23 protein-coding genes are annotated in these 23,739 nt (G+C 71.6%); 16 read left to right on the plus strand and 7 right to left on the minus strand.

Features of this window, described 5'->3' with window-relative positions:
- Window positions 1–78: 78 nt before the first annotated feature.
- Window positions 79–1,293 carry an amidohydrolase family protein gene (locus ACGFT1_RS25645; protein ID WP_373911333.1) on the minus strand — a complete coding sequence of 405 codons (1,215 nt, stop codon included), beginning with the start codon at window positions 1,291–1,293 and terminating at the stop codon, window positions 79–81.
- Window positions 1,294–1,559: 266 nt separating this feature from the next.
- Between ACGFT1_RS25645 and ACGFT1_RS25650 the strand changes: the two genes are divergently transcribed.
- The 3 genes from ACGFT1_RS25650 (at window position 1,560) to ACGFT1_RS25660 (ending at window position 5,191) form a co-directional block, all read left to right on the plus strand.
- Window positions 1,560–3,053, plus strand: coding sequence for an FAD-dependent monooxygenase (locus ACGFT1_RS25650; RefSeq protein WP_373911334.1), 1,494 nt, complete (start codon window positions 1,560–1,562; stop codon window positions 3,051–3,053).
- A 50-nt stretch (window positions 3,054–3,103) separates the two neighbouring features.
- Window positions 3,104–3,901, plus strand: coding sequence for an FkbM family methyltransferase (locus ACGFT1_RS25655; RefSeq protein WP_373911335.1), 798 nt, complete (start codon window positions 3,104–3,106; stop codon window positions 3,899–3,901).
- Between the two features lie 120 nt (window positions 3,902–4,021).
- The gene (locus ACGFT1_RS25660) at window positions 4,022–5,191 is read left to right on the plus strand and encodes a nucleotide disphospho-sugar-binding domain-containing protein (RefSeq protein ID WP_373911336.1); all 1,170 of its coding nucleotides are present in this window, start codon (window positions 4,022–4,024) and stop codon (window positions 5,189–5,191) included.
- 74 nt (window positions 5,192–5,265) lie between these two features.
- Here ACGFT1_RS25660 and ACGFT1_RS25665 read toward each other — a convergent pair whose 3' ends face one another.
- Entirely contained in the window at window positions 5,266–5,697 is a 432-nt protein-coding gene (locus ACGFT1_RS25665; RefSeq protein WP_373911337.1) for an SCP2 sterol-binding domain-containing protein, read from the minus strand.
- A gap of 179 nt (window positions 5,698–5,876) precedes the next feature.
- Between ACGFT1_RS25665 and ACGFT1_RS25670 the strand changes: the two genes are divergently transcribed.
- From ACGFT1_RS25670 to ACGFT1_RS25680, 3 genes are read left to right on the plus strand one after another with little or no spacing between them, the layout of a single operon-like run.
- Entirely contained in the window at window positions 5,877–6,653 is a 777-nt protein-coding gene (locus ACGFT1_RS25670; RefSeq protein WP_373911338.1) for an NAD-dependent epimerase/dehydratase family protein, read from the plus strand.
- Window positions 6,650–7,645, plus strand: a complete 996-nt coding sequence (locus ACGFT1_RS25675) for a beta-ketoacyl-ACP synthase III (RefSeq protein WP_373911339.1) — start codon at window positions 6,650–6,652, stop codon at window positions 7,643–7,645. The genes ACGFT1_RS25670 and ACGFT1_RS25675 overlap by 4 nt, the downstream gene beginning before the upstream one ends.
- Before the next feature lie 25 nt (window positions 7,646–7,670).
- Window positions 7,671–7,931 (plus strand): acyl carrier protein, encoded by a 261-nt coding sequence (locus tag ACGFT1_RS25680; RefSeq protein WP_373911340.1) that lies wholly within the window; start codon window positions 7,671–7,673, stop codon window positions 7,929–7,931.
- A 63-nt stretch (window positions 7,932–7,994) separates the two neighbouring features.
- On the opposite strand, the gene ACGFT1_RS25685 is transcribed toward ACGFT1_RS25680, so the two are convergent.
- The 3 genes from ACGFT1_RS25685 to ACGFT1_RS25695 all read right to left on the minus strand — a co-directional run bounded on the left by ACGFT1_RS25685 (window position 7,995) and on the right by ACGFT1_RS25695 (window position 10,119).
- Window positions 7,995–8,861 (minus strand): NAD(P)-dependent oxidoreductase, encoded by an 867-nt coding sequence (locus ACGFT1_RS25685; protein WP_373911341.1) that lies wholly within the window; start codon window positions 8,859–8,861, stop codon window positions 7,995–7,997.
- Between the two features lie 79 nt (window positions 8,862–8,940).
- Window positions 8,941–9,333, minus strand: a complete 393-nt coding sequence (locus ACGFT1_RS25690) for a SchA/CurD-like domain-containing protein (RefSeq protein ID WP_361996950.1) — start codon at window positions 9,331–9,333, stop codon at window positions 8,941–8,943.
- 48 nt (window positions 9,334–9,381) lie between these two features.
- Complete coding sequence (locus tag ACGFT1_RS25695; RefSeq protein ID WP_373911342.1) at window positions 9,382–10,119, minus strand: SDR family NAD(P)-dependent oxidoreductase; 738 nt, start codon at window positions 10,117–10,119, stop codon at window positions 9,382–9,384.
- Between the two features lie 579 nt (window positions 10,120–10,698).
- On the opposite strand from ACGFT1_RS25695, the gene ACGFT1_RS25700 reads away from it, so the two are divergent.
- The 8 genes from ACGFT1_RS25700 to ACGFT1_RS25735 all read left to right on the plus strand — a co-directional run bounded on the left by ACGFT1_RS25700 (window position 10,699) and on the right by ACGFT1_RS25735 (window position 17,716).
- Window positions 10,699–11,316 carry a helix-turn-helix transcriptional regulator gene (locus ACGFT1_RS25700; protein ID WP_373911343.1) on the plus strand — a complete coding sequence of 206 codons (618 nt, stop codon included), beginning with the start codon at window positions 10,699–10,701 and terminating at the stop codon, window positions 11,314–11,316.
- 169 nt (window positions 11,317–11,485) lie between these two features.
- The gene (locus ACGFT1_RS25705; protein WP_373911344.1) at window positions 11,486–12,055 is read left to right on the plus strand and encodes a hypothetical protein; all 570 of its coding nucleotides are present in this window, start codon (window positions 11,486–11,488) and stop codon (window positions 12,053–12,055) included.
- Complete coding sequence (locus tag ACGFT1_RS25710; RefSeq protein ID WP_373911345.1) at window positions 12,052–13,209, plus strand: hypothetical protein; 1,158 nt, start codon at window positions 12,052–12,054, stop codon at window positions 13,207–13,209. Before ACGFT1_RS25705 ends, ACGFT1_RS25710 begins: the two co-directional genes overlap by 4 nt.
- A gap of 60 nt (window positions 13,210–13,269) precedes the next feature.
- Complete coding sequence (locus ACGFT1_RS25715; protein ID WP_373911346.1) at window positions 13,270–14,427, plus strand: MAB_1171c family putative transporter; 1,158 nt, start codon at window positions 13,270–13,272, stop codon at window positions 14,425–14,427.
- Window positions 14,428–14,459: 32 nt separating this feature from the next.
- Window positions 14,460–15,908 (plus strand): FAD-dependent oxidoreductase, encoded by a 1,449-nt coding sequence (locus tag ACGFT1_RS25720; protein ID WP_373911347.1) that lies wholly within the window; start codon window positions 14,460–14,462, stop codon window positions 15,906–15,908.
- A 533-nt stretch (window positions 15,909–16,441) separates the two neighbouring features.
- Window positions 16,442–16,837: a peptidase inhibitor family I36 protein gene (locus ACGFT1_RS25725; protein WP_373911348.1), complete on the plus strand. Its 396-nt coding sequence runs from the start codon at window positions 16,442–16,444 to the stop codon at window positions 16,835–16,837.
- Between the two features lie 186 nt (window positions 16,838–17,023).
- On the plus strand, window positions 17,024–17,272 hold the full coding sequence (locus ACGFT1_RS25730) for a hypothetical protein (protein WP_373911349.1): 249 nt from the start codon (window positions 17,024–17,026) through the stop codon (window positions 17,270–17,272).
- Between the two features lie 147 nt (window positions 17,273–17,419).
- Window positions 17,420–17,716, plus strand: a complete 297-nt coding sequence (locus ACGFT1_RS25735; RefSeq protein ID WP_373911350.1) for a hypothetical protein — start codon at window positions 17,420–17,422, stop codon at window positions 17,714–17,716.
- Between the two features lie 198 nt (window positions 17,717–17,914).
- Here the strand turns inward: ACGFT1_RS25735 and tpg are convergent, their stop codons facing one another.
- Entirely contained in the window at window positions 17,915–18,472 is a 558-nt protein-coding gene (gene tpg / locus ACGFT1_RS25740) for a telomere-protecting terminal protein Tpg (protein ID WP_373911351.1), read from the minus strand.
- Between the two features lie 13 nt (window positions 18,473–18,485).
- Window positions 18,486–20,711: a telomere-associated protein Tap gene (tap, locus tag ACGFT1_RS25745; protein ID WP_373911352.1), complete on the minus strand. Its 2,226-nt coding sequence runs from the start codon at window positions 20,709–20,711 to the stop codon at window positions 18,486–18,488.
- Window positions 20,712–21,147: 436 nt separating this feature from the next.
- On the opposite strand from tap, the gene ACGFT1_RS25750 reads away from it, so the two are divergent.
- Window positions 21,148–22,563, plus strand: a complete 1,416-nt coding sequence (locus ACGFT1_RS25750; RefSeq protein WP_373911353.1) for a DEAD/DEAH box helicase — start codon at window positions 21,148–21,150, stop codon at window positions 22,561–22,563.
- Between the two features lie 171 nt (window positions 22,564–22,734).
- Window positions 22,735–23,541 (plus strand): GNAT family N-acetyltransferase, encoded by an 807-nt coding sequence (locus ACGFT1_RS25755; protein WP_373911354.1) that lies wholly within the window; start codon window positions 22,735–22,737, stop codon window positions 23,539–23,541.
- Window positions 23,542–23,739: the final 198 nt, after the last annotated feature.

A 23,739-nucleotide genomic window follows, 5' to 3' on the forward strand; every position in this document is an offset into this window, starting at 1 on the left:
GCGCTCCGGCCACGGTCACCCGTGCCGCTGGACTCCGGCTGGACACGGCGCGGTACGGGCGTCGGTCCGGCGGACGGCTCAGCCGCGGCCTTCCTCGACGGGCTGCCGCACGACCCTGACCCCGCGCTTCCACACGCCGGACACGGCCCGGCTCGCCCGGATGTCCCGTGTGGGGTCGCCGTCGACCAGGAGGAGATCGGCGCGCAGGCCCGGCGCGATCCGGCCCCGGTCGGTCAAGGAGAAGACCGCCGCGGGAGTCGCGGTCGCCGCGGTGAGCGCCTCGCCGGGGGTGAGTCCGGCCTGGACCAGCAACTCCAGCTCGCGGTGGAGTCCGATGCCGTGCAGCCACATCACCGAATCGGTCCCGGCGAGCAGCGGCACGCCCGCGGCGTGGGCCGAGCGGACAGCGGCCTGCGCGGCACCGAGGTCGACGGCGAGCCGCCGTGCCCTGCCCGTCCGGTGCCGCTCCAGCAATTCCCGGTCCCGCGCGCACAGATGGCGCGCCACGGTGTCGTCGTCGGCGAGCGTGCCGAGCGCGGGGCTGCCGGAGAACAACTCGACCATGGTCAGCGTGGGCACGGCGAAGACCCCGTGCCGCGCGAGCGCCTCTCCGAACCCCTGCCCGGGCGCCTCGTCGACGAGCAGGTGGGCGAGCCCGTGCGCGCCGGCCTCCACGGCGTCGAGAGCGGCCCGTACGGTTCCGGTGTGCACCAGGGTGAGCAGGCCGCGGTCCCGGGCCGCCGCGATGACGGCCGCCATGGTGGCCTTGCGGATGACCGGCAGCTCGGTGCCGTGCATCCGTCCGGAGACCTGGCCGTCGTCGTAGTGCACCTTGATGTAGTCCGAGCCCTCGGCGATGCGCGCCTCGACGAAACCGGCCGCTTCCTCGGGCTCGGTGAGCGTCGGGATGTCCGGGAAGCGCGCGGAGCCGTGGCCGCCGGGCACGGTGGCGGCGCACCCGGCGGACCTCAGGTCCGCGATCGAGGAGCCGAGCGGCCCGTCCTGCTCCTTCTTCGCGGCGGCGACCGCGTCGGGGAAGTTGGCCATGTCCAGTTCGGTGCCGACGCCCCACCGCAGTGCCTGCCGCAGGGCGTCCCCGACCACGTGGGTGTGGGCATCGATGAGTGCGGGCAGCAGAGTGCGTCCGCCGCCCTCGACCACTTCGGCGCCGGCGGGCACCGGCAACTCGCTGCCGACCGCCTCGATACGGCCGGAGGCGACGACGACGGTGTCCTCGGCACGGACGCACTGCCCGTCGAAGACACGCACGTTGCGGAAGATGGTTCGGCCCATAGGAGTCCTCCTGTGGATCGCGCGCTGCCATCGCGCGTCGATCGAGCGTCCAGCGCCTCGGGTGAGGCTGGGAACGCGGTTCCGGAGATCCGCGTCACCCTGTGCACCGCGCTGACAGGGACTCGCCGACAGGGCCGTGGGAAGCCGGTCGCGGTCCACCGTAGGCGAGGAGCGGACGGGTGTCCATGGAGCCCCGACCGGTCCGGTCCGGGCCGCACCGGCCGGTTCCGCTGTGGCGGGGGATCCAGTGAGGAGGCACGACGGTCATGGTGGCGGCGACTGAAGTGGTGGTGGTGGGGGCGGGCCCCGTAGGGCTGTCCGTGGCGGTCGAACTCGCCAGACGGCGCGTGAAGTGCCGGGTGGTGGACCGCAGGGCCGAACCGCGCCCGGGCACGCGCGGCTGCACCGTGTGGCAGCGCACCCTGGAGACGTTCGATCTGATGGGCCTGCCCATGGCCGACTTCGCGTCACGGGCGGTGAGCTACCGGCGCAGGGTCTACCACCCCTTCGGCGGCCCCGAGTTGGCCGTCGAACTGGGCGAGGGGAACACGCCGTATCCGCTGCCGCTGCTGATCGGCCAGCAGGAGACCGAGCGGGCCCTGACGGAGCGGCTGCGGGAACTGGGCACCGAGGTCGAGCGCGGCGTGCGCGCGGCCGGACTGGAACAGGACGCCGAGGGCGTGACCCTCACCCTGGACCACGTCACGGGAACCCGCGAGATCGTCCGGGCGCAGTGGGTGGTCTCCGCCGAAGGCTCCCACAGCATGACCCGAGAGGCACTGGGCGTGCCCTGGCACACCCGGCGCTTCACGGGCACCCAGCTCGTGCAGGTGGACGCCGTCGCGCAGGGACTGCCCGGCGACGGCGCCGATGAGGCACACCTCCACCTGACCCCGGACGGGTTCCTCGGTGTCCTGCCCCTGCCCGACGGCCGGCGCCGGCTCTTCGCGGCTGTCGCCGACCCGGACCCCGGGGACCGGAGCGATCCGTCCGTGGAAGAGGTCGAGGCGTACGTACGCAAGCTCTCCGGCGTGCCGGACATCCGGCTCCGGTCACCCCGCCACAGCTGGCGGGTGCGGCTGCACAACAGCATCGCCGGCTCGTTCCGGTACGGCCGCTGCCTGCTGGCCGGCGATGCCGCCCGCACCGTCATGCCGGTCACCGCCCAGGGGATGAACACCGGTATCCAGGACGCATTCAACCTCGGCTGGAAACTCGCGGCCGTCGTCGGCGGCGCCGGCGAACAACTGCTGGACACCTACGCGGCCGAACGGCTCCCGGTCGCCCACGACCTGCTGCGCCGCACCGAGCGCTCGTTCTGGGGAGGCGTCGGCACCCCACCCACTGCCGAGGCCGTCACCGTGGGAGTCCGCAGGCAGCAGCAGGCACGGTCGGACCAGGCCGTGGACTACCGGGACAGCACGCTCAGCCGCCAGTGGGCCGAACGCCCCGGTCTCAGGGCCGGTGACCGCGCCCCCCAGATCGCGCTGACCGGCGCGGACGGCGACCCCACCACCCTCTACGACGAACTGCGCCACGGTGACTGGGTGTCCGTCGCCGCCGTATCGCGGACCGGCCTGCCGCACGGGGTGAGGGGCACGCGACCCGCCGCCACGGCCGCCGGGAACCCGGCGGACCCGTATGCCCTGGCCGAGGGCGAGACGCTGCTCATCCGGCCCGACGGCTACCTCGGGTGCCGTATCGGCCCCGGCGACAGCGATGCACCGGCGCGGTACCTGCGTGAGACGTACGGCAGTTGACATCACCCACAGGCGAACCCGAGGACAGCGGACAGCACGAGGAGAAGCGGATGCCGGAAACGGACGCGGCACGCACGGACGCCGCCCACGAGATCGCACTTCCCGACGGCCGCAGGATCGTGGCCCCGGACCCCGACCAGGCGGCCGTGCTGTGGCGCGAGGTCACCGGGAACGACCTGTACGCCAGGGGCGTGGAGGGCCTCGCGGCCGGGGACGTCGTCTTCGACGTGGGCGGGAACCTGGGTCTGGCCGCCCTGTTCTTCTCCGACCTCGTCCCGGGCCTGCGGGTGTACTCCTTCGAACCGGCCGAGGACTGCTTCGCCTGCCTGCGGGAGAACACGCGCCGGCACGGGACCGGCATCACTGCCGTCCAGGTCGCCGTCGGCTCCCGTCCGGGCACGGGGGAGCTGACGTACTATCCGCGGTCGCCCGCGCAGAGCAGCCTGTACCCCGACGAGGACGAGGACCGGCGCCACCTCATGACCTATCTGGCCAACACCGGCATCGACGAGGACACGGCCCGCGCCCTGGGGGAGACGATGTACCAGGGCCGCCGGTACCAGGTGGACGTCACCACCGTGACCGCCGCCATGGCCGAGCACGGCGTCGACGAGATCGCGCTGCTCAAGATCGACGTAGAGCGTGCCGAACAGGACGTCCTGGACGGCATCGAAGAGAGCGACTGGCCCCGGATCCGCCGTGTCGTGGCGGAGGTCCACGACAGGAACGGCCGGCTGGCGGCCGTCGTGGAGGGGCTGACCCGGCGGGGATTCACCGTCCGCGTCGGCCAGGAGGAGATGCTCACCGGGACCGGCGTACAGATGGTGCTGGCCCTCCGGGACCGTTGAGCGGACCCCTGCCGGATACGGCCGCCGCCCCGGCGTCCAGCCCCCTGCGAGTACGCCTTGAGAGCATCACGAGCCCTCCGTTTCCACGTCCCGCGATCACCTCGACGCTATGGAGATCACATGCGAGTGCTCATGACAGCCATCCCGGCACCGGGACACGTCACCCTGATGGTCCCGCTGGCCTGGGGGCTGCGTGCGGCGGGCCACGAGGTCGTGGTCGTCAGCCAGCCGGACCTGGTGCCGGTCATCCGCGGCGCGGGCCTGCCCGCCCACGCGGTGGGCGAGCACCTGGACCAGCTGGCCATGCTGCGCGAGCGACTGCCCGACGACCAGCCGCCCATCGAGGCGTGGGGCCGGCAGGGTGAGGTCATGGCCGCGATAGCCGCGCGCACCTGGGCCACCTTCACCCAGTACGCCGTCGACAGGTACGTGGACTTCGCCACGGCCTGGCGGCCGGACCTGATCGTCTCCGAGCCGTTCGAGTTCACCGGCCGTCTGGCCGGCGGGGTCCTGAAGATCCCCTCGGTGCGGCACGGACTCGGAGTCAACGGACTGACCGGGCGCTTCGACGGGACGGCCAGAGAGGTGCTGTCCAGGACCGCGGACCGCCTCGGCCTGGAGTCCGGCCTGCCCGAACCGGCCCTGACCCTGGACCCCTGCCCGCCCACCCTCCAGTACCCGGGCATCGGCGGCGCCCAGCCACTGCGGTTCGTCCCGTACAACGGCACCGGCGCCCTTCCCGACTGGGCCGTCGACATGCCGCGTGACGTGCGCCGCGTCTGTGTCTCCCTGGGCAACCAGACCATCGCGCTCAACGGCATGCCACTGCTTCGCCGACTCATCGAAGCGGTCAGCGGCATCGACCGGACCGAGGTGGTCGTCGCGGTGTCGTCGTCGGACCTGCCCCTGGTCGGAGACGTACCCGGCAACGTGCGCTTGGTGGACTCCCTGCCGCTCCAGCTCTTCCTCCACCACTGCGACGCGGTCGTGCACCACGGCGGCGCCGGCACGGCCCTGACCGCCACCTCCTTCGGACTGCCGCAGCTCGTCGTGCCCCAGTTCCTCGACCAGTTCGATTTCGGCGACCGGATAGCCGCCGTCGGCGCGGGCATCGCGCTGGACACCGTGGAGAAGCAGAACGGCGTCGAGGGCCTGCGGCAGGCGGTCGCCGATCTGCTGGAGGACTCTGCCTACACCCGGGCCGCGCGGGGGCTGCGCGAGGAGATGAGGGCCATGCCGTCGCCAGCCGAGACCGTAACCCTGCTGGAGCAGCTGGCAGCGGGCCGCTGACCGCACGACCGGGAACGACATCCCCCGCGCGGCGGGAGGGGAGGCATCCGCCTCCCCTCCCGCGCGTACTTTTCTCAGCCGAGGTCGAACCAGTCCTTGAATCTGATCGCGGTCACCACATCTCCCTCGGTGCGCAGTCGCCGCTGCGCGCTGAGCTCGAATCCGGTGGCCAGCCCCGTGGACAGCAACAGCAGGTCGCCCAGGCTGATCGTGGTGACGGCGGTGGGCGAGGTGTCCGCGCCCCGGCGGATCCGGCACCGGCCGTCGCCCACCGAGACCGTGTACTGCCGCGTCCCCGCCGACGTCGCGACGTCGAACCGGAACTCACCCGCGGCGCCGGAAGCCCGCTGCGGGACGAACGCCCCCTGATACAGGGCGAAGAGCGCGTCCAAGGCGGCGTCCGGGCTGCCGAACGCCTCCTGCGCCCTCGCCGCCGCATCCTCGGGCGAACCTCCCCCGACGAGTTTGCGCAGTTCCTCGAAGCTGCGGGCATGTGACTCCATCATCGCTCCCCTCTTTGAGCAGTCGTGACCGGCTCGCACCGTCCCAGGTCCCACTGGACGCGCCGTGGACGGGCGGTTCGCCACGTGCGCCCGGCAGCCGCCTCCCGTCCAGCGACCTGCCAGCACCCGGCACCAGGCTCGTCCCCGAAGGCCCGGCACACGTGAGGAGGGACCGGCGCCCCATGGAAATCATCGGAAACGGGTTCATCGCCCGGCACCTGCGTCCGTTCGCGCACCGCCACCCGGACACAGTGGTGTTCGCCGCCGGGGTGTCGAGCGCCGGATCGCTCTCGGAGGACCAGTTCGCACGGGAGGCGGACCTGCTCTACTCGGTGATCAGGCGCTGCACGGCCGACGGGCGGCGGCTGGTGTACCTCTCCACCAGTTCCGCCGGCATGTACGGGGCGCGGGGGTGCCGCGGACGGGAGGACGAACCCGTCTTCCCCGGCTCGGCCTACGCCCGGCACAAGCTGGCCCTGGAAGCAGTCCTGGCGGCTTCCCGCGCCGACCACCTCGTCCTCCGCACGACCCATCTGGTCGGCCCCGGCCAACGGCCGCACCAGCTGCTGCCCTCGCTGACCGAGCAGATCCGCGGCGGCTCGGTGGTCGTGCACCGCGGCGCCTACCGCGACGTGCTCGACGTCCGGGATGCCGTCGCCTTCTTCGACGGCCTGCTGGCCGTCGCCGAACCGAGACAGGTGATCAACGTGGCGTCCGGCACCTCGGTGCCCGTCGAGGAGATCGTGGCCCACATCGAGCGGTCACTGGGCACCGTCGCGCACAAGACGTACCGCCATGCCGCCGCTGCCTACACCGTGTCCGTCGAGCGGCTCGCGGCGTTGCAGCCCAGCGTCCACGCACGGGTCGCCGACCCGGCCTACTACCGCACGGTCATCGACCGCTACCTGGCTTCGCCACCATCACCCGCGCGAGCCGCCACCGAGGGGGAACACCGGTGAATGCACGTCTGCGCACGCCGGAACACCGGTACAGCCGGATCCTCGGCGTCGGTGCCTACCGGCCCCGCCGGGTGGTGACCAACGCCGAGATCTGTACACGCATCGACTCCACCGAGGAATGGATCGAGAGCCGTTCCGGCATCGTCACCCGCCACTTCGCGGCCCCCGACGAGACACTCGCCGTGATGGCCGCGTCGGCCGGCGCCAAAGCCCTCGCCCACGCGGGACTGGAACCCGACCGGCTCGAGTGTGTGTTGGTGGCCAGCATGTCGAACCTGCTCCAGACACCGCCGGTCTCGGTCGCCGTCGCCCACGCACTGGGCGCGCACCAGGCGGGCGCCTTCGACCTCTCGGGGGCCTGCGCAGGCTTCTGCCACGCGCTGGCGGTCGCCGGCGACCTCGTCTCCTCCGGCGGCGCCGCGCACGTACTGGTGGTCGGTGCGGAACGGATGACCGACATCGTCGACCCGGAGGATCGCGCCATCGCGTTCCTCTTCGCGGACGGCGCGGGCGCCGTGGTCGTCGGGCCGTCCGACGAACCCGGCATCGCGCCGGCCGTGCGCGGGGCCGACGGCTCCCACGCCGGCGCGCTGCGCATGGACGGCGAGTGGGCGGGGGCCGGTCCGGACCGGTCGCGCCCGTACATGCGGATGGACGGCCGCGATGTCTTCCGGTGGGCGGTGAGCCGGATCGTGCCTGCCGGGCAGCAGGCCATGGCGCAGGCGGGTGTGGACGCGGCGCGACTGGCCGCGTTCATCCCGCACCAGGCCAACCTGCGGATGATCGAGGTTATGGCGGATCGTCTCGGTCTGCCCGCGGACGTGGCGGTTGCCACGGACGTGTGCCGCAGCGGCAACACCTCCTCGGCCTCGATCCCGCTGGCCATGGAGCGGCTGCTGAGCGAGGGGACGGCGCGCAGCGGCGAACCGGCGCTGCTCGTCGGGTTCGGAGCAGGTCTCAACTACGCCGGCCAGGTCGCCCTGTTGCCCTGACGGCTACTCGAAGAAGGAGGATGAGGTGCGCAGATTCACGGTGGCCGACTTGCAGAAGAGCGTCGACGCCTGCGTGGGCACCGACGAGAGGGTCGTCTTCGACGACTCCGCGATGGACGTCACGTTCGCGGATCTGGGGCTCGACTCGCTGGCGGTCTACGAGATGTTCACCCGACTCGAGGCCGACCTGGGCCTGGAGATCCCGGACGACGACCTGGACGGCCTCACGACGGCCGGCGCGGTGCTGACGTACGTGCGGCACCGCCTCACCGGGGAACGGCACTGACATCACCGAAGGGCGGCGGAGGCCATCGGCCTCCGCCGCCCTTCGCCTTCGCGCCCTACAGCGTCAGCCGTCCGCCGGGGCGGTCGCCTCACCGACCACCGCGGCATCGGCATCACCCCTGCCCCGGGCGATCGCCTCCTCGAAGTAGCGGGACGCGCTCGCCGTCACCGCCAGCTCCAGGCCCGACTGCCGGGCGTCGTCCAGCACCATGCGCAAATCCTTGTGCATGAGACTGGTACGGAAGGCCGCCGGCTCGTACGCGCCGGTGCGCATCACCTCGGCGCGGAACGCCATGACCTTGGAGCTGAAGCCGCTACCCGCGATGACCGTCAGCAGGAGGTCACGGTCCAGCCCCGCGTCCTGCCCGTAGCGCACGGCGTCCGCCAGGGAGGCGACCTGCGCGCCCAGCAGCAAGTTGAACGCGAGCTTCATGGCAGGGGCCTGACCCACCGGCCCGAGGGCCACGACGCCGCCCAGTGTCTCGAGTACGGGCCGGGCCGCCGCCACGTGTTCCTGGGCCCCAGACACCAGCACCCGCATGGCGCCCTCACGGGCCTGACGCGGATTGCCGATGACACAGGCGTCGATCCAGTGCGCTTTGGCCTTCGCCACACGCGTGCTCGCGTCACGGGCGTACCCCGGGGACACGGTGGAGGTGTTGATCACAAGGGTCCCCGGCCGCAGCCCGTGGTGGCCGAAGAGGACGTCGTCCACGGCGGCCTCGTCGGCCACGCTGACCACCAGCGTCCCGGCGGAGGCCACCGCCTCGGCGGCCGAGCCGGCGAACTCCGCGCCCGCCGCCACCACGGGCAGCGCTCGCTCCTTGGTCCGGTTGTGCACGGTGACGCGGAAGCCCGAGTCGATCAGGCGCAGCGCCATGCCGCTTCCCATGTTGCCGAGTCCTGTGAAGGCGATGTGTCGGCCGGTCATGACGACCCTTCCCGAGAGGACGGTCCGCAGCGTCGAACCGCTGCGGACCGGGTGGACGGCGGGGTGTGGCGAGCGGGCGTCACAGCTTGGCGAGGACCTCGGGCGGCAGGCTGTCCACGGAGAGTTCCGACAGGCAGCGCATCGAACTGTTGCGGAAGTAGGTGAGGAACCCCTCGACGGTGGTGGTGTCACGCGGCTCGGCGAGATACGGGGCGAGTCTGCGCTCCGCCTCCCGGACTCCGTCCTGCTGCGCCATGTGGCGGCCGACATCTTCCAGCGTCCCGTCGAACTGGATGAAGCGCACCATGTGGTCGTCCTTGATGAACAGCGCGGTCGCCCTGATCCGGCCTGTCTCCTTGCCGGCCTCGTCCCGCAGGATCGGCGAGGCCGCCCGCTTGAAGTGGGCGAAGATCTCGGCGATCTCCTCCTCGTGCCCGGGCTTGATCTTGTAGGTGATGGCTGCGGTGGCCACGCGAACCTCCTGGTTGGGGTGGGGCAGTTGAATGAGTGAGTCGTCGGGCTACAGTCCACCGTCGACGTTCAGCGTGACGCCGGTGATGTACCGGGCGGTGTCACAGGCCAGGAACAGGACGCCCTGCGCCACTTCCTCGGCGGTCACCAGGCGTCCCAGCGCGGACATCCGGGCCATCCGGGCCCGCACCTCGGCGCTCAGGCCGCTGTCCGGGCCCATGTCGACGATGCCGGGAGCGACGGCGTTGACCCGTACACCCTTCGGTCCGAGTTCCTTGCTCAGGGCGCGTGTCATGCCGGTGATTCCGGATTTGGCGGCTCCGTAGTGTGCACGGCCGGGCACCCCCCGGGCTGCCGCGGAGGAGCCGACACAGACCACCGAGGCGTCGGGGCCGAGCAGTCCGAGGACGGCCCGGGTGACCCGGTAGGCGCTGGTCAGGTTGGTCTGGAGCACGTGCTGCCACGCCTCCTCGGTGAGATCGGCGAAGGCGGACACGGCGTCGACGCCTACGTTGTTGACGAGCACCCCGAGCGGAACGCCGGCCTCGCGGCAGGCGCCCACCAGCCTGTCCACGTCGTCGGGGCGGGTCACGTCGGCCCGGATCATCCGGTGCTTGCCGCCCGCCTCCGCCAGGACGCGCAGGGCCTCCTCGGCAGTCCGCTCCTCGCCGTGGTAGCAGCCGACGACATCGGCGCCGGCCCGTGCCAGAGCCCGCGCGGTAGCGAAGCCGACGCCGCGGGTCGCCCCGGTGACCAGTGCCAGCCTGCCGTCCAACCTCAGATCCACGGTGCCTCCAGAATCGCCGGGCGCTTCCCTTGCATGAGGAGCCTGGTACCGGTGCCTGGACGGCAGCTGGACCGCTCGTCGCACATCGCTCTCACCGGCCGCCGGGCAGGACAGTCCCCGAGCCACTCAAAGGGGTAGCCCTGTCATGCTCAACTCGCCATGCCCCTCGGCCCGGTGCAGGCCGCCTCCACGTCGGCGCTCTCGGTCGGGGAGGCGATGAAGGACACAACAACCACTGGTCCGCCATCGCGGGGCTGCACGGGATCACGGGGCAGGGCACCCCGACCACCCCGTCGCGGAAGCGCAGCGCGACGAGACGACGTTGCTGCCGGCCCGGCTCGTCGAATCGCGGCTCCTCTCGGGCGGGCAGTACAGGGGATCGTTGTACTGGTGGGCGGACAACCTCCACCTCGCCGGCTTCCACCAGCCACGGTGATGGCGCTGCCGCACGCCCATCAGGCATCGAGCGACCCCGCTCACCGAGGCGCTCTTCCCCGCCCGTGTCGACCAGTCGAGGGGATGCGGATACGCTCGCGTACGTCCCGCCCCTGATCAGCGACGCGCGCAGGAGAATGCTCGGTGGCAGCAGACGATGCCTACGCAAGACTGGCCGGAACCCTGGAGCGCATCCAACGCGCCTCGGGAGGTGCCGAGTTGTTCGAGGTGCTCGACAGCGCGGACCTGTCGTACGAGACGGGGATCCCGCAGAGCGTCGTACTGAGCCTGCTCGGGGGCGGACGGGCCGAGGACATCTCGGTGGCGGAACGCGTACGGCAGCGGCTCGACTTCCTCCGTGAGACGCGTCGGCGTGACGACGGGAAGAGGTACGCCCTCGAAGAGATCGCCGCGGCCGCCGGCGTGACCCGTCAGACGATGAGCGAGTGGCGCAAGAAGGGCATACCCAGCCTGGAGTCCGCCGATCGGCTCCGCCGGTTCTTCTCCCTGCCGCCCGGGTTCTTCTTCGCCGACGAGCCGGAGGCCCTCGACGAAGCGCTGCAACAGCACCTCCAGGAACTGGAGTCGAGGTCGGATCCCTTCGCCGAGCTCCGTACGCCCGAAATACTGCGGCTCGCGGCGCGCGGACTGCTGTCGCCCACCGGAGTGCGGGCGATGGCCCAGTGGGCGGAGGCGGTCACCCGGCCCGTCGCACCGGGCGTCCGCGGTGCGCGCCAGGACGAAGAAGGACTCGTGTCGTGATCTCCGGATGCAGTGCGGCGCCCCGCCTTCCGCGGGCCCCGCGTGTCCCCGCCGACCGGCAGGAGCCCGGCACGGTCCGTGATGCCGCCGCCCCCAACCACCGGGGCGGGCGATGACTCCTCTGACCCGGCTCCGCCAGTGGCAGCGGTTACGGGCGCGCGACAGGGAAATGCGTCAGTTCGCCGAGACGCTCATCGCTCCGGTCCGGAGACGACTGGGTGATGCCGGGGCGGACGGCAGCGATGCCGGCGCAGACGGTGACGTCGAAGCGTCGACGGATCCCGAAGCCCTGTTCGAAGCCCTGGTCGAGTCCGCCCGGCGGTGGCGCGGCGATCGCCGGCTCGAGGTGCACAAGGTCCACATCCCGCGTGAGTTCAAGGCCACCGGGATGTGGCTGGAGCGAGTCGACCGTGACGACGTCATCATCGAGCAGGACGCGGCCATCTGGCACCAGGCCCAGATCTTCGGTCACGAGCTGTGGCACATGCGGCAGAAGGACGGCTTCACACCCGAGCAACTGGCGGGCGGGGCTTGGGACGAGCTGAAGTCCGGGCATGCGCACGGCGCGCACCCGGCCGCCGCGCGTTCGCGCTTCGACGAGGATCCCGAGAAGGAGGCCGAACTGTTCGGCATCCGGGTCGGGCAGGAGATGCGGGCGCTGATGGAACGGGACGTGATCACGGGCGCGACCGCCCGCCGTATCGCCGACGCTCTCAGCTATCGAGGGAACCGGAGATGAGTGGGTCGATCAACTACATAAGCTGCGGCCTGCTGTGGATCGGGCTCCTGGTGAAACTGCCGGGCCTGATCCGCAACGGCAGCGAGCCTTCGCTGCGTGCCATCAACGGGGTGCTGGCGTTCGCGTCGCTGTGTTTCCTTTTCGGGGCGCCTAGTTCGGTCGAGGTGATCAACCGGCTCAGCGGCGTGCCCAACCTGGCCGCCCCACTGACCTACGCCTCGATCACCGCGTACAGCGCGACCCTTCTGATCCTGATCGCCTGCTGGCGGGGCGGCCCCTCCGCGCGCCGCACGACACGCAGCTGGCTCTACGGCTACACGGCCGTTCTCCTCGGTGTCGCGGTCCTCTACATCCTGGGGGACGCCACGGAGGAGCGCCGCAGCGACTTCGACACGTACTACGCGACGGCGCCCTGGATCTCCGAGATGGTCGTCCTGTACCTGGTCGCACATCTGACGGCCGTCACGGTCAGTGCCGTCTGGTCGCTGCGCTGGGCCTTCGAGGCGGAGGTCCGCAGGCTGCCCTGGCTGCGGGCCAGCCTGCTGACGATCGGCGCCGGTACGGTCATCAGCGCCGGGTACAGCGTCTCCAAGCTGGTCGCCGTCATCGCGCGGTGGGCCGGCCGGGACTGGACGGTCCTCGGCACCTCCATTCCGCCCCTCTGCGCCGGCCTGGGCGCACTGCTCACCGTGGTGGGCGTCCTCCTTCCCGTGGCGGGCCACCACCTTTCGGCATGGCGCGACTTCTTCCGTCTCGCGCCCCTGGATGCGGTGCTGGACCCGGTACTCAAAGAACGCGCCCTGCGTGTCGAGCGCCCGCGTTCCCCGCTCCTGTGGGGCACCTGGCGCTGGAGCACCATCCACAACGGCCTCCTGGCGCTCGAATCACACTTCGACGAGCGGCTCTACGACGAGGCCTTCTGCACGGAGCTCGACAGGACGGGTGACGCGAAGAGCGCTACGGCCGCCGCGTGGGCCGTGACCATCGCCGCGGCCGTAGGGCGCAGCACCCGCCCTGTGCTCGGGCCCGGGGGCGCGCCGACCCGGCTCTGCCACCCACGGGACGCCGAGTCCCTGGTCCGGATCGCCGATGCCGTGAAGAGGTCCGAGCGGACGGTACGAGAGCCCGACACCGTCGAGGCCCGGCCGCTCTGACCCCGGCTTCGAGTACACGATTCCCCCACATCCGCGGACCTGAACGGAGTCCCCGAAAAGATGAGTCTTGTCGTGTATATGGCGTCCATCCTGCTGGCTCTGGCCGCCATACTGCTTCGCCGACCACGCAGGACTCCCCGCTCACCCCTGTCCAACGCCACGCGGGCCACTGCGTTCATCGCCGCCACGTGCTTCTTCTGGTCCGCTCCGGTGACCCTCGCCGCGGTCAACCACGCCACGGGCATTCCCAACGTGGGCGCCCCGCTGACCTACGGCTCGATCTCTGCCCTGAGCTGCTCCCTGATCATCCTGCTCATCCACTGGAGAGGCGGCCCCAGGGAGCGGATACGGCGGATGACGCGGATGACGGTCGCCGTCTACGGGACGCTCATCGTCGCCATCGTCCTGCTGTTCAGCCTCGCGGACGCCCACACGGAGCGGCTCACCGACCTGGACACGTACTACGCCAACACCCCGTACATGCGCGAGATGATCACCCTCTACCTCGTGGGCCATCTGGCGAGCACCGTCGTGCTGAGCGCCGTCTGCCTGAAGTGGGCGCGCGACGAGGTGACAGGGCTGCTGCGCGTCGGCCTCCGGCTGATCCTCGCCGGCCTGCTGCTCGACGCCCTCGGATTCACCCTCGCCAAGGTCACCGCGGTCGTCGCACGCTGGCTGGGGTACGACCTGGACGTCCTGTCCACCACCGTCGCCCCGCCGGCCGCCGCGCTCGGCGCTCTCATCTACTCCGCCGGATTCGTCCTTCCGCGCCTCGCGTCCGCCGCCGCCGCGGAGCGGCAGAGCCTGGCCACCTACCGCGCGCTGGCACCGCTGTGGTCCGCGGTGAAGGACGTGGTCACGGCACCACCGGTGGCGGAACCGACGTGGTGGCAGCTGTGGTGGCAGATGCCGAGCAACCGCCTCTACCTGCTCGAAGCCAACATCCACGACGCTCTGCTCCAGCTCACGGCGCACTTCGACCAACGGATCGGTCACGCGGCGTACGCGGCTGCCGTGGAACGCGGCGCGCAACAGGACCAGGCCCGGTTCGCCTCGGAGCAAGCGATGATCATCGACGGTATCCGGCGTGCTTCGGGCAAGGGTGACGGTCCTGCCGATCCGCCGGAGAAGTTCCGCGTCACCATCGCCCTGGTCGAGCTGGCGCACGCCGTGAACCGCCTCCGTGAGGCGGCGCCGCAGCAGGCGAGAATCCAGTGAGACCGTCTCATCAGTGCTACGAGGAGTAACAGTTGTCGCAAAAAGCCGTCGTGATCGGAGCCGGCACAGCCGGGCTGGTAGCCGCCGCGGCCCTGTCCCGCGCCGAGCCCGCGCTGGAGATCCTGCTCCTGGACAGGGACGAGCTTCCTGAGGGGCCCGAGAACCGGCGTGGTGTTCCCCAGGGCCACCACGCCCACCTGCTCATGGCCGGCGGCCTGTCCGCCATGGAGACGCTCTTCCCGGACAGTGTGCGCGACCGCCTCCTGGCCGCGGGGGCGCACGAGATCGCCCTCGGCAACGGCATGCTCGCCCTCACCGCGGACAGCGGGTGGTTCCGCCGCTGGAGGTCCAACGGCCCGCACATGATCACCTGCACACGCGCCCTGCTGGACTGGGTCCTCCGGCAGGCCCTGTTCGACTCCCGCGCCAACATCTCGATCCACCGGGCCGGCGTGGAGGGGCTCCTCGGCAACGCCCAGCGTGTTCACGGTGTCCGCGTCAGCGGAGCGGACCACGGCCTGGACCCGGAGCTGGAAGCGGACTTCGTCGTCGACGCGAGCGGCCGGGGATCAGGCAGCCTGAAGTGGCTCGACGGCATAGGCATCACGGGAGTCGAGGAGCGGAAGATCGACTCCGGACTCACCAACGCCACCCGGATCTACCGCACGCCGGAGGGCGCTGAGCGTTTCCCGCTGACTGTGGTCCAGGCCAACCCCTACAACGGCCGGCCCGGCCGGAGCGCCATGGTGCTCCCGATCGAGGGAGACCGGTGGATGGTCAGCGCGGGCGGCACCCGGGGCGGTGAACCTCCCCAGGACGCGCAGGGCTTCCTCGACTACACCCTCGACCTGCCGCATCCCATCGTCGGCCACCTGATCTCCGGCGCGGAGGCGCTCACCGACGTCGTGGTCACTCGCGGCCGCAGCACGAGCAACGCTCGCCGGTACTTCGAGAAGTCGGCGCAGTGGCCGGAACGTTTCGTCGTTCTCGGCGACGCGCTGACCACCTTCAACCCCGCCTACGGACAGGGCATGTCGGTGGCGGCACTCGGCGCCCAGGTCCTGACTCGCGAACTCCGGCAGCACGGCCTCACCGGCCCGGGTCTGTCCCGACGGGTCCTGCGGGGCGCCGCCCGCCACGTCGACACGGCGTGGGCCACCGCCGTCGGCATGGACATCCTCTATCCGGGCGTACTCGGCGGAGAGCCCACACTCGCCGACCGGGTCACCGCGCACTACGCACGCCGACTGACCAAGGCCGCGACCGGTTCCTACGACGCGGCGGCGGCGCTCTGGGACGTCACCAGCCTGACGGCCACTCCGGCCCGAGTGCTCCGGCCGAAGGCGCTGCTGGCCGGCCTGACGGGACCGTTCCTCCCCCGGACGTCCGAGCCCCCTCTGTGGCCTGCGGAGAGGGAGGTACTCGACCGGCTCAGGAAGGCGGCCGAGAAGACAGCCACCTCATCCGTCACCGGCCCGTAGCATTCGGCTGTTCCGGCATGCCCGTCCGCCTGCCGGAACGACGCGACCGGCTCGCGGAGCCCGCCCGCCGACCGGCGCTCAGCCCGCTCCGCGGTTCGGGGCACTCGACAGGTACGACTGTCACACCGACCGTGACAATCCGGAGACCGCGACAGCCCTCAGGCCGCGACAGCCCGATACCGTGACCGCCCGAAACCGTGACCGCGCGGAGCCGGCGCGGGCACAGACGCGGGGGAGCGGATGACCGGGGGGACCTCCGGGGCGTGCTCCGGGCACCGCAGGTACAAGTCGGCCGCGACACCTCGTCCGGGCGGGACAGGCCGTCTCGGCTCGGGGTCGCGCGCCGCCTGTCAGCGCGACCTCACTCCGCCGGAGGCCCCGGCTCACGCGGGGGAGAGGTGATGCCGGTAGCTTCCGGGGACGCCTCGCGCGCCCCTGCGCACGCTCTGGTGGCCGCCGTTCGCAGCGTATGACACTGGCAACCGTCGTCGGGGGACACCGGCGATGAAACCAGTGGTAAGGGGATGATCACCATGCGCCGTGTCACTTCGCTCGCCATCGCCTCGGTCGCCTTCGCGGCGGCTCTCGGCACAGCCCCCGCCGCGTCCGCCGCCTCCGCCCCGGCCACTCCGGGGACCGGCGCAGCCGCCGCGGCCTTCCGCTGCGACCCGGGGCACTTCTGCATCTACAGCGGCTGGGACGGCGGTGGCACCCGCTGCGAGTGGACGTCGGAGAAGGTCGCGAACACCGCCGACCGGTGCTCCCTCATCCGCAACGGCAAGAAAGTGCTGTCCGTGTGGAACGGAACGGGTCACCGCGTGCAGTACTACACGCAGACCAACTACCACGCGCGCGTCGGATCGACGCCCGCCGGCCACGGGGGCAACCTCCAGGGCAGCTACCAGATCCGCTCCTTCAAGAAGCAGTAGGCCCGTCAGCACGGATCCGGAGGTCGGAACCCCGTCCTCGACAGACGGATGGCGATCGCGACGGCGAACACCGGGACCCGGGACATCGAACCGGCAACGGCACGAAGACCCTCGCGCCCACGGGGTACCCGCCCGTCCGTCAGGCAGGAGCCGGTCAGTCACCGGCAGGAAGGCGGGACGAGAGCGATGATCACTGCCGATCACCTTCGTGAGTTGCTGGACCGTGGGCAGGACGACGCCGTACTGGTGCTGCTGCGTGGACGAGTCGAAATGGTCGACAACCCCGAGTCGGACCCGGAGCGCGGCCAGGGCGCGATGACCGTTGTCTCGCGCCGGGAACTCGTCGAGCGCCTGGACGCGGAGGGAACGGCACCAGGCGATCTCGACGCGGTGGCGGCCGCGCTCGACACGATGGTGACACATCAAGGCGGCTGAGCACGGGACGACGGGACAGGACAGGGCGGCCCCGGGCGCAGCCGATGGCGGGGCGCGCGTCGCACGGCATCGGGCCGGCCTCCACTCGGGCCGGCCCGTCGCCGTCCGCGACCCCTCATTGTCAGTGGTGGCTGTCACTCTGGACGGATGAACGGAGATGAGCAGCTGTTGCGCGGCCGGGTGTACGGCCGCGCATACGAGGACCAGGACCCGGGCCCGCTCGCGCACCGGACGTACGCCGTGCTCACAGGCGGCCCGCTCGACGGGCTGTTGCTGGACATCACGGGCTGGCGGCCGGAGGAAGTCGACGACGGCGCGGCCCTGCCCACCGAGCTGGGACAGTTCCCCGGCGGGCGGTCGCTGTACGACCCACGGCCCGGCGAACCCCGCACACCGGGTCCGGGTGTGGCCTGCCGCTTCCACTACGGCGGCGACACGCCCTGACCGCAGTCCCACCACCGCCCGCACGGGCGGGAGTTCCTCCCGTACGGCCGATGGGTTTTGCCTCGCCGCGTCGTCTGCCGAGGAAGAACGTCACCCGCCCGCGCGCCTGCGGAAGGCCCGGCTGAGGTGAAAAGGGAACTCCCGCGTGGCCGAGGTCGCCGCACCGACGGCTCGGGCCCGGACACAGGGGGGTCTGGGCTACAGCTCGAACTCAAGGTGTCCGAGGTCGGTGAATTCCACCTCCAGGCCGTGGGCGCGGCGGCCGCTGTCGCGGAAGTAGACCTCACCCAGGGCTTCGGCGGCGATCTCGCGGAGCTGGTCCTCGGTGGCGCCGGCCTCCTGAGCCTGGAAGAGTCGGGCGGCGTGGTGGGGTGGCAGGGCGAGGGTGAGGTGACGCAGCCGGGCGTCGTCGGTGCTCCCCGGGGCCGCGGTGAAGCCGAACCGGGCACGCGTGTCGATCATGATGCCGCCGGTGGTGGCCGCGGCCTGTTTGGCCTTGGCCCTGATCTGCGGCTGCCAGCGCGCGCGGACCTCGCGTTCCAGCCGGTCGGCGAGTTCCGGCCGGGGCTTCTTGATCTGGTTCTTCACGTACCGCTCGACGGTGCGCCGGCTGACACCGAGCAGCTCGGCCACCCGCCGGGTGCTGCGCTGGTGCTGCCGGACCAGGTAACGCATCTGTGCCCCGGCGGACTTGGGCAGGGGACGCGTGAACGCGCCCTGCACCGCCTTGTCGAGTCCTTCCCCGACCGTGACCATCGCCGCGACCCTCCTACTCTCCGGTGTCCTTGGCGGTGACCTCGCCGGTCTTGATGTAGCGGGCCAGGTTGGCGACCTTGCCGTCCTGACCGAGCTGCTCGAGCACGTCCGCGCCCCACAGCACGCTCTGGGTGCCTTCGTGTTTGACCATCCCGGGTGACACCCCCAGCCGGAAGGAACCCGGCACGGTCCTGCCGTCGGCGTCGTAGGGCAGGACGTCCAGCGGACCGGGTCCGTCGGCGGCGTACACGGCGCAGTCCGAGAGGACCGCGACCGGGTAGCGGCCGGTGGCCGCCGCGAGGGCGAGCATCTTGCGGTGCATGTTGATCCGGGCCCGGGAGATGACAGCGGCCCGGATGTCGGGGCGCCACGTCGGCCGGGCGAGGGCGGGCCAGGCGTGCCCCGGCTTCCAGCCGCCACCGCGCGCCTTCTCCTGCAGCTTGCCGATTCCGCCCTTGACGGTCATCTTGATGGCGTCCACGACGATCGCCATCTCCCGCTCGCGGCTCTTGTAGCCGTCCATCGCCCTCAGGAACTCAGCCGGGGACAGCTTCTCCGCGACGCCGAGGTCCGCCATGGTGCCGACGTAGGCGTCGCGCAGCCGCTTGTACCAGCCGTCCAGGAACCGGCCACTCTCCGGGCGCACCCACGCCTCCAGCGGCGCCACGTCATAGCCGAGTTCGACGGCGTAGGCGACCGTCGGCGTGGCGTACCAGGCCGGCCCCTCGGGGCGTTCCCCGGTCGGCGTGAACGGGCTGGGCAGCAGACCGCCGTCGAGCTCACGCCACTGCTTGCCGACCCTCACCCGGGACAGATCGACGTGGGAGAGATCGACCAGCCAGGAACCGGGCATCGCCGCGTCGAAGACCGGGTCGGTGACGTGCACGGGCGGCGAAGCGAGACCGACGACGGCGCCGTTGGCGGCCGCGCCGAACGCCAGGTTCACGTCGATGCCGACCAGGTAGCGCTTCATGCACTCGCTGTCGGTCATGTCCCGCGCCCAGTCGTACGCCTCCTCGAACAGCTTCTCGCCGGGGCCGCGCACGTGGAAGCGGGGCAGGTGGGCCAGGACGGGGTGGCCGTCGGTCGCCTCGCACGGCGCGGGGTCCATCGGCTGCGTGCCCAGCGAGCCGGGCCGGTGCTCGGCGTGCCGCCGGCCGGTGGCGTCCGGTTCGCTCGCGCGGGTCGGCGGGTTCAGCGCGGTCATCAACTGGAGACCGGTGACGGCCGTGGTGCCGACCGGCGTCATCACCCGCGTGGCGTACACGCCCAGTATCCGGGCGAGCTGGGCGGGGTCGAGCTGTGAGGCGTGGCCCCAGGCGCGGTCGTCGAGGGCGTGCCAGGAGGGGATGCACAGCTGCACGCACTGCCTCCGGCCGCCCTGCGCGGGGCGGTAGATCCGCGCCCAGGGCCCGAGCCCGCGTTTGGTGAGCTGCCAGTCGGCACGCTGGAGTTGCTTGATGACCTTGTGCCCGTCCCCGAGCCGCCCGGCGTGCCGCTCCGCCTCCGACAACTCCGCGGGGAGGCCGTACCGCTCGCAGGCCGCGCGGGTGAGCACGAGCAGCGGGTCGGCGTCCTTCCCGGAGCCGTGCAGCCTCTCCGCTCCCAACCGGGCCTCCTGGAGGGTCCACTCGACGAGGGCGGGCAGGGACTTGGCGGGTACGTCGAGGATCAGGCCGCCGATGCCGTAGCCGCTCACCTTCCGGTCGGAGTCGGCGTCGAGGACGAGCAGCGGACCGTGTGCGTACGCGCCGCCGGGCGCGGGTGTGCTCGCCCCGGTGGTGTGCTTCGCGCCCGGGCGGCGCGATGTGTGCGACGGCCGGGAAGCAGGTGCCGCACCTGCGGCGGCGGCCGGTGCGGGAACGCCGGCGGAGGGCACGGGCGGCGCTGGCGGGGTGCTGTCAGGCGTGGGCGGTGCGGTCGCTGCGGTCGGTGCAGGCACTGCCTGGGGCGCCGCGCCCGGCGCAACGGTGTCCTCCTGCGGCGCACTGCTCTCCTGGGCGGGGTAGAGCTCCGCGAGCTGCTTCATCAGGCGCGCGTACGCCTCCCGGTGCGGCGGGCGTGGCTCGGTCTTGCCCGACTCCCAGTCGCCGACGGTCGCGCGCCGCACGCCCAGGGCTGCGGCCACTTCGTCGAGGGTGAGCGCGTGAGCCTGGCGCAGCCGCCTGCGCTCCGTCGGCGGGGGCAGCGGAGACCGAGACGCGACCAGCGCGTCGACCGCGTCGAACAACTCGGACATGAGGCACCTCCAGAGCCACCCTATGCCCTGGACCGTACTGATGCCGTACTCATCGGGTGCGGTCGACGTGCGTTTCGCGTCTGTCTGACGTACGGGGAGCTTGCGGAGTGTGGCGTCCAAGGACTTCACCGCGGCGCAGCCGGTCCGGCGGCGCCTGGCAGGCCACGGCGGCATTCCGTTCGCGCCGCATCCCGACCCGGCGTGTCTCCCGCCCTTCCGACCAGCGGTGTCAACTCGGCGGCATATCGCGTTACCCGGCGGGAGGCGGAGCGAACTGCGCCACGACGCCGGCCACGGCGCCGGCCGTCACGTTGTGTTAGCCTTACGTGTTCACGCGCTCGTGGCGGCTGGCGAGTATGCCCGTCCGGCCCTCGGGTGTCGGCTGCTCATTCCTGCCGGGCCTTCCTCGGTACGTTCCCCTGTGCGGAAGGTCTGCATGAACCATCCCCACCGCCCCGGCGTCTCGCACGACGACCTGGCCCAGCCGGTGGCCACCGCTCCGATGGTGTCCCCGGTCGCTTCCTTCGCCGACCTGGACCTGCCGACGGAGATACTGGGCACGCTCACCGAACTCGGCGTGCGCGAGCCCTTCCCCATCCAGGCAGCCACGCTGCCCGACGCCCTCGCGGGACGCGACGTCCTGGGGCGTGGGCGCACCGGATCAGGCAAGACGCTCGCCTTCGGCCTGCCGCTGCTCGCACGGACCGCCGGGCGGCGCGCGGAACCGAAGCAGCCCCTCGCTCTGATCCTGGTGCCTACCCGGGAGCTGGCCCAGCAGGTCACCGAGGCGCTCACGCCGTACGCCGACGCACTCCGGCTGCGGATGGCCATCGTCGTCGGCGGCATGTCGATCGGCCGACAGGCCGCTGCGCTGCGCCAAGGGGCCGAGGTCGTCGTCGCCACCCCCGGCCGCCTGCACGACCTCATCGAACGCTCGGCCTGCCGCCTGGGCCGGGTCAAGATCACTGTCCTCGACGAGGCCGACCAGATGTGCGACATGGGCTTCCTGCCGCAAGTCACCGAGGTGCTCGACCAGGTGCACGCCGACGGCCAGCGGATGCTGTTCTCGGCCACCTTGGACCGCGACGTCGACGACCTGGTCCGCCGCTACCTCCACGACCCGGTCGTCCACTCGGTGGACCCGTCCGCGGGCGCTGTCGCGACGATGGACCACCATGTCCTGGTCGTCCACGGACCCGACCGGTACGCCGTCACCACGGAGATCGCCGCCCGCGACGGACGCGTACTGCTGTTCCTGGACACCAAGCACGCGGTGGACCAGCTCACCCGGCATCTGCGGGCCAGCGGAGTGCACGCGGCTGCCCTGCACAGCGGCAAGTCCCAGCCGCAGCGCACCCGGACCCTCGGACAGTTCAAGAACGGCCAGGTCACCGTCCTGGTGGCGACCAACGTCGCGGCCCGCGGCCTGCACGTCGACGACCTCGATCTCGTGGTCAACGTCGACCCCCCCACCGACCCCAAGGACTATCTGCACCGCGCGGGCCGCACCGCCCGGGCCGGTGAGTCCGGCAGCGTCGTCACACTGGTGCTCTCGGGCCAGCGCCGCGAGATGAGCCGGCTGATGGCCGAGGCCGGCATCGAGCCCACCGTCTCCAAGGTGCGCTCGGGCGAGGCGGAGCTGAGCCGGATCACCGGGGCCAAGGCCCCCTCGGGCACCCCCCTCGACGGCGGGCCCGCCGCGCCCCGCCCAAAGAACACCAATGCCCCCTTCCGCGGCCTGGGCACCAGCAAGGACGCCTCCCGCGGCACCGGTGGCAAGTCCCGGAAGGCCGACCAGGCCCGCAAGCTCGCCGAGGCCCGAAAGGCGGCCCTGACGCGTCGCGGCGGCTGAGCGGCCCGCAGAGGCCGGCGGTCACGCGCCGGGCGGATCACCACCCGGGGGGAGGCGCGCACGCCAGCGTGCCGCTGCCGCTTGATCCCCTTGCTGCTCAGGAGGCGTATCAGCTCCGACAGGGCGAAGGGGTGGCCGCCGTTGGCGGCCTGGACCCACCAGGTGCGGGCGGTGCCGGTAGTCGCCCCGCCGGAACCGGAGGACGCCCAAGTTGTGCATGGCGTCGGTACTGCCATGGTCGGCGGCCTGCGTCCACCAGGTGCGGGCGATGTCGTTGAACCCCATCCGGGCCATGAGGACGCCGAGACCTTCGCTTCCGGAGCCGCCGGCAGGGTTTCTGCTGATCTTTGCATGACCGTGCGCGGCCAGCGCGGACCAGGCTCCGGAACCTGGGTGCGGGCCGGTCTCGGAGCGCGGCAGGATGGCCGCATGAAACAACCCCTTGACGTGCCGGAACTCGCCGCCGGTGGTGGCTTCACCCTTCGGCCGTGGCGCTTGTCGGACCTCCCGCTCGTCCAAGAGGCGTCGGAGGACGAGTACATCCCGTTGATCACAACCGTGCCGTCGCCGTATTCGGAGCCGGCAGGTGTCGCGTTCATCGAACGGCAGTGGAGCCGGGCGACCACCGGGGCCGGGTATACGTTCGTCATCGCGGCCTCGGGTGATCGGCCGGTCGGTCAGGTCGGGTTGTGGCTGAAGAACCTGGACGAGGGCCGCGCGTCGCTGGGCTACTGGGTCGTCCGGTCCGCGCGTGGTCAGCGTGCCGCCGCGGCTGCGGTCGACGCAGTGGCCGGCTGGGCCTCGCGCGATCTGCGGGTTCCCCGGCTCGAACTGTGGGTGGAGCCCTGGAACACGGCCTCCATACGCACTGCCGAGCGGGCGGGGTTCCAACGTGAAGGGCTGCTGCGGGGGTGGCAGGTGGTGGGGGACGAACGTCGGGACATGTTCATGTATGCGCGGATGAACGACGAGGCGTGAAGTCGTCGGGTACTGCCGCGGGTCCGAGAGCGCTCAACGTGCCGGCAATGAGCCCCAGTACCCCCTGCACTTGGATGAGAGCGGCGAGAGCGAGCTCGCCGAGGCGGTGCCGTGCGGCGCGACGGAGGCCTGTGTCGGGAGTGACTTGTCGAAGTCGTGTCCCCGGTCGGTGTACAGACGCCGGTTGTCGCGGCGCGG

The sequence above is a fragment of the Streptomyces sp. Y20 genome (genome assembly GCF_043195475.1).
Taxonomy (GTDB): domain Bacteria; phylum Actinomycetota; class Actinomycetes; order Streptomycetales; family Streptomycetaceae; genus Streptomyces.

Bases quoted from the DNA above. Each gene is read 5' to 3' on its own strand.
- ACGFT1_RS25665 (WP_373911337.1), bottom strand. From the start codon at position 5,697: ATGATGGAGTCACATGCCCGCAGCTTCGAGGAACTGCGCAAACTCGTC.
- ACGFT1_RS25750 (WP_373911353.1), top strand. From the start codon at position 21,148: ATGAACCATCCCCACCGCCCCGGCGTCTCGCACGACGACCTGGCCCAG.
- tap (WP_373911352.1), bottom strand. From the start codon at position 20,711: ATGTCCGAGTTGTTCGACGCGGTCGACGCGCTGGTCGCGTCTCGGTCT.
- ACGFT1_RS25660 (WP_373911336.1), top strand. From the start codon at position 4,022: ATGCGAGTGCTCATGACAGCCATCCCGGCACCGGGACACGTCACCCTG.
- ACGFT1_RS25725 (WP_373911348.1), top strand. From the start codon at position 16,442: ATGCGCCGTGTCACTTCGCTCGCCATCGCCTCGGTCGCCTTCGCGGCG.
- ACGFT1_RS25655 (WP_373911335.1), top strand. From the start codon at position 3,104: ATGCCGGAAACGGACGCGGCACGCACGGACGCCGCCCACGAGATCGCA.
- ACGFT1_RS25670 (WP_373911338.1), top strand. From the start codon at position 5,877: ATGGAAATCATCGGAAACGGGTTCATCGCCCGGCACCTGCGTCCGTTC.
- ACGFT1_RS25715 (WP_373911346.1), top strand. From the start codon at position 13,270: ATGAGTCTTGTCGTGTATATGGCGTCCATCCTGCTGGCTCTGGCCGCC.
- ACGFT1_RS25710 (WP_373911345.1), top strand. From the start codon at position 12,052: ATGAGTGGGTCGATCAACTACATAAGCTGCGGCCTGCTGTGGATCGGG.
- ACGFT1_RS25645 (WP_373911333.1), bottom strand. From the start codon at position 1,293: ATGGGCCGAACCATCTTCCGCAACGTGCGTGTCTTCGACGGGCAGTGC.
- ACGFT1_RS25705 (WP_373911344.1), top strand. From the start codon at position 11,486: ATGCGTCAGTTCGCCGAGACGCTCATCGCTCCGGTCCGGAGACGACTG.
- ACGFT1_RS25735 (WP_373911350.1), top strand. From the start codon at position 17,420: ATGAACGGAGATGAGCAGCTGTTGCGCGGCCGGGTGTACGGCCGCGCA.
- ACGFT1_RS25730 (WP_373911349.1), top strand. From the start codon at position 17,024: ATGATCACTGCCGATCACCTTCGTGAGTTGCTGGACCGTGGGCAGGAC.
- ACGFT1_RS25685 (WP_373911341.1), bottom strand. From the start codon at position 8,861: ATGACCGGCCGACACATCGCCTTCACAGGACTCGGCAACATGGGAAGC.
- tpg (WP_373911351.1), bottom strand. From the start codon at position 18,472: ATGGTCACGGTCGGGGAAGGACTCGACAAGGCGGTGCAGGGCGCGTTC.
- ACGFT1_RS25650 (WP_373911334.1), top strand. From the start codon at position 1,560: ATGGTGGCGGCGACTGAAGTGGTGGTGGTGGGGGCGGGCCCCGTAGGG.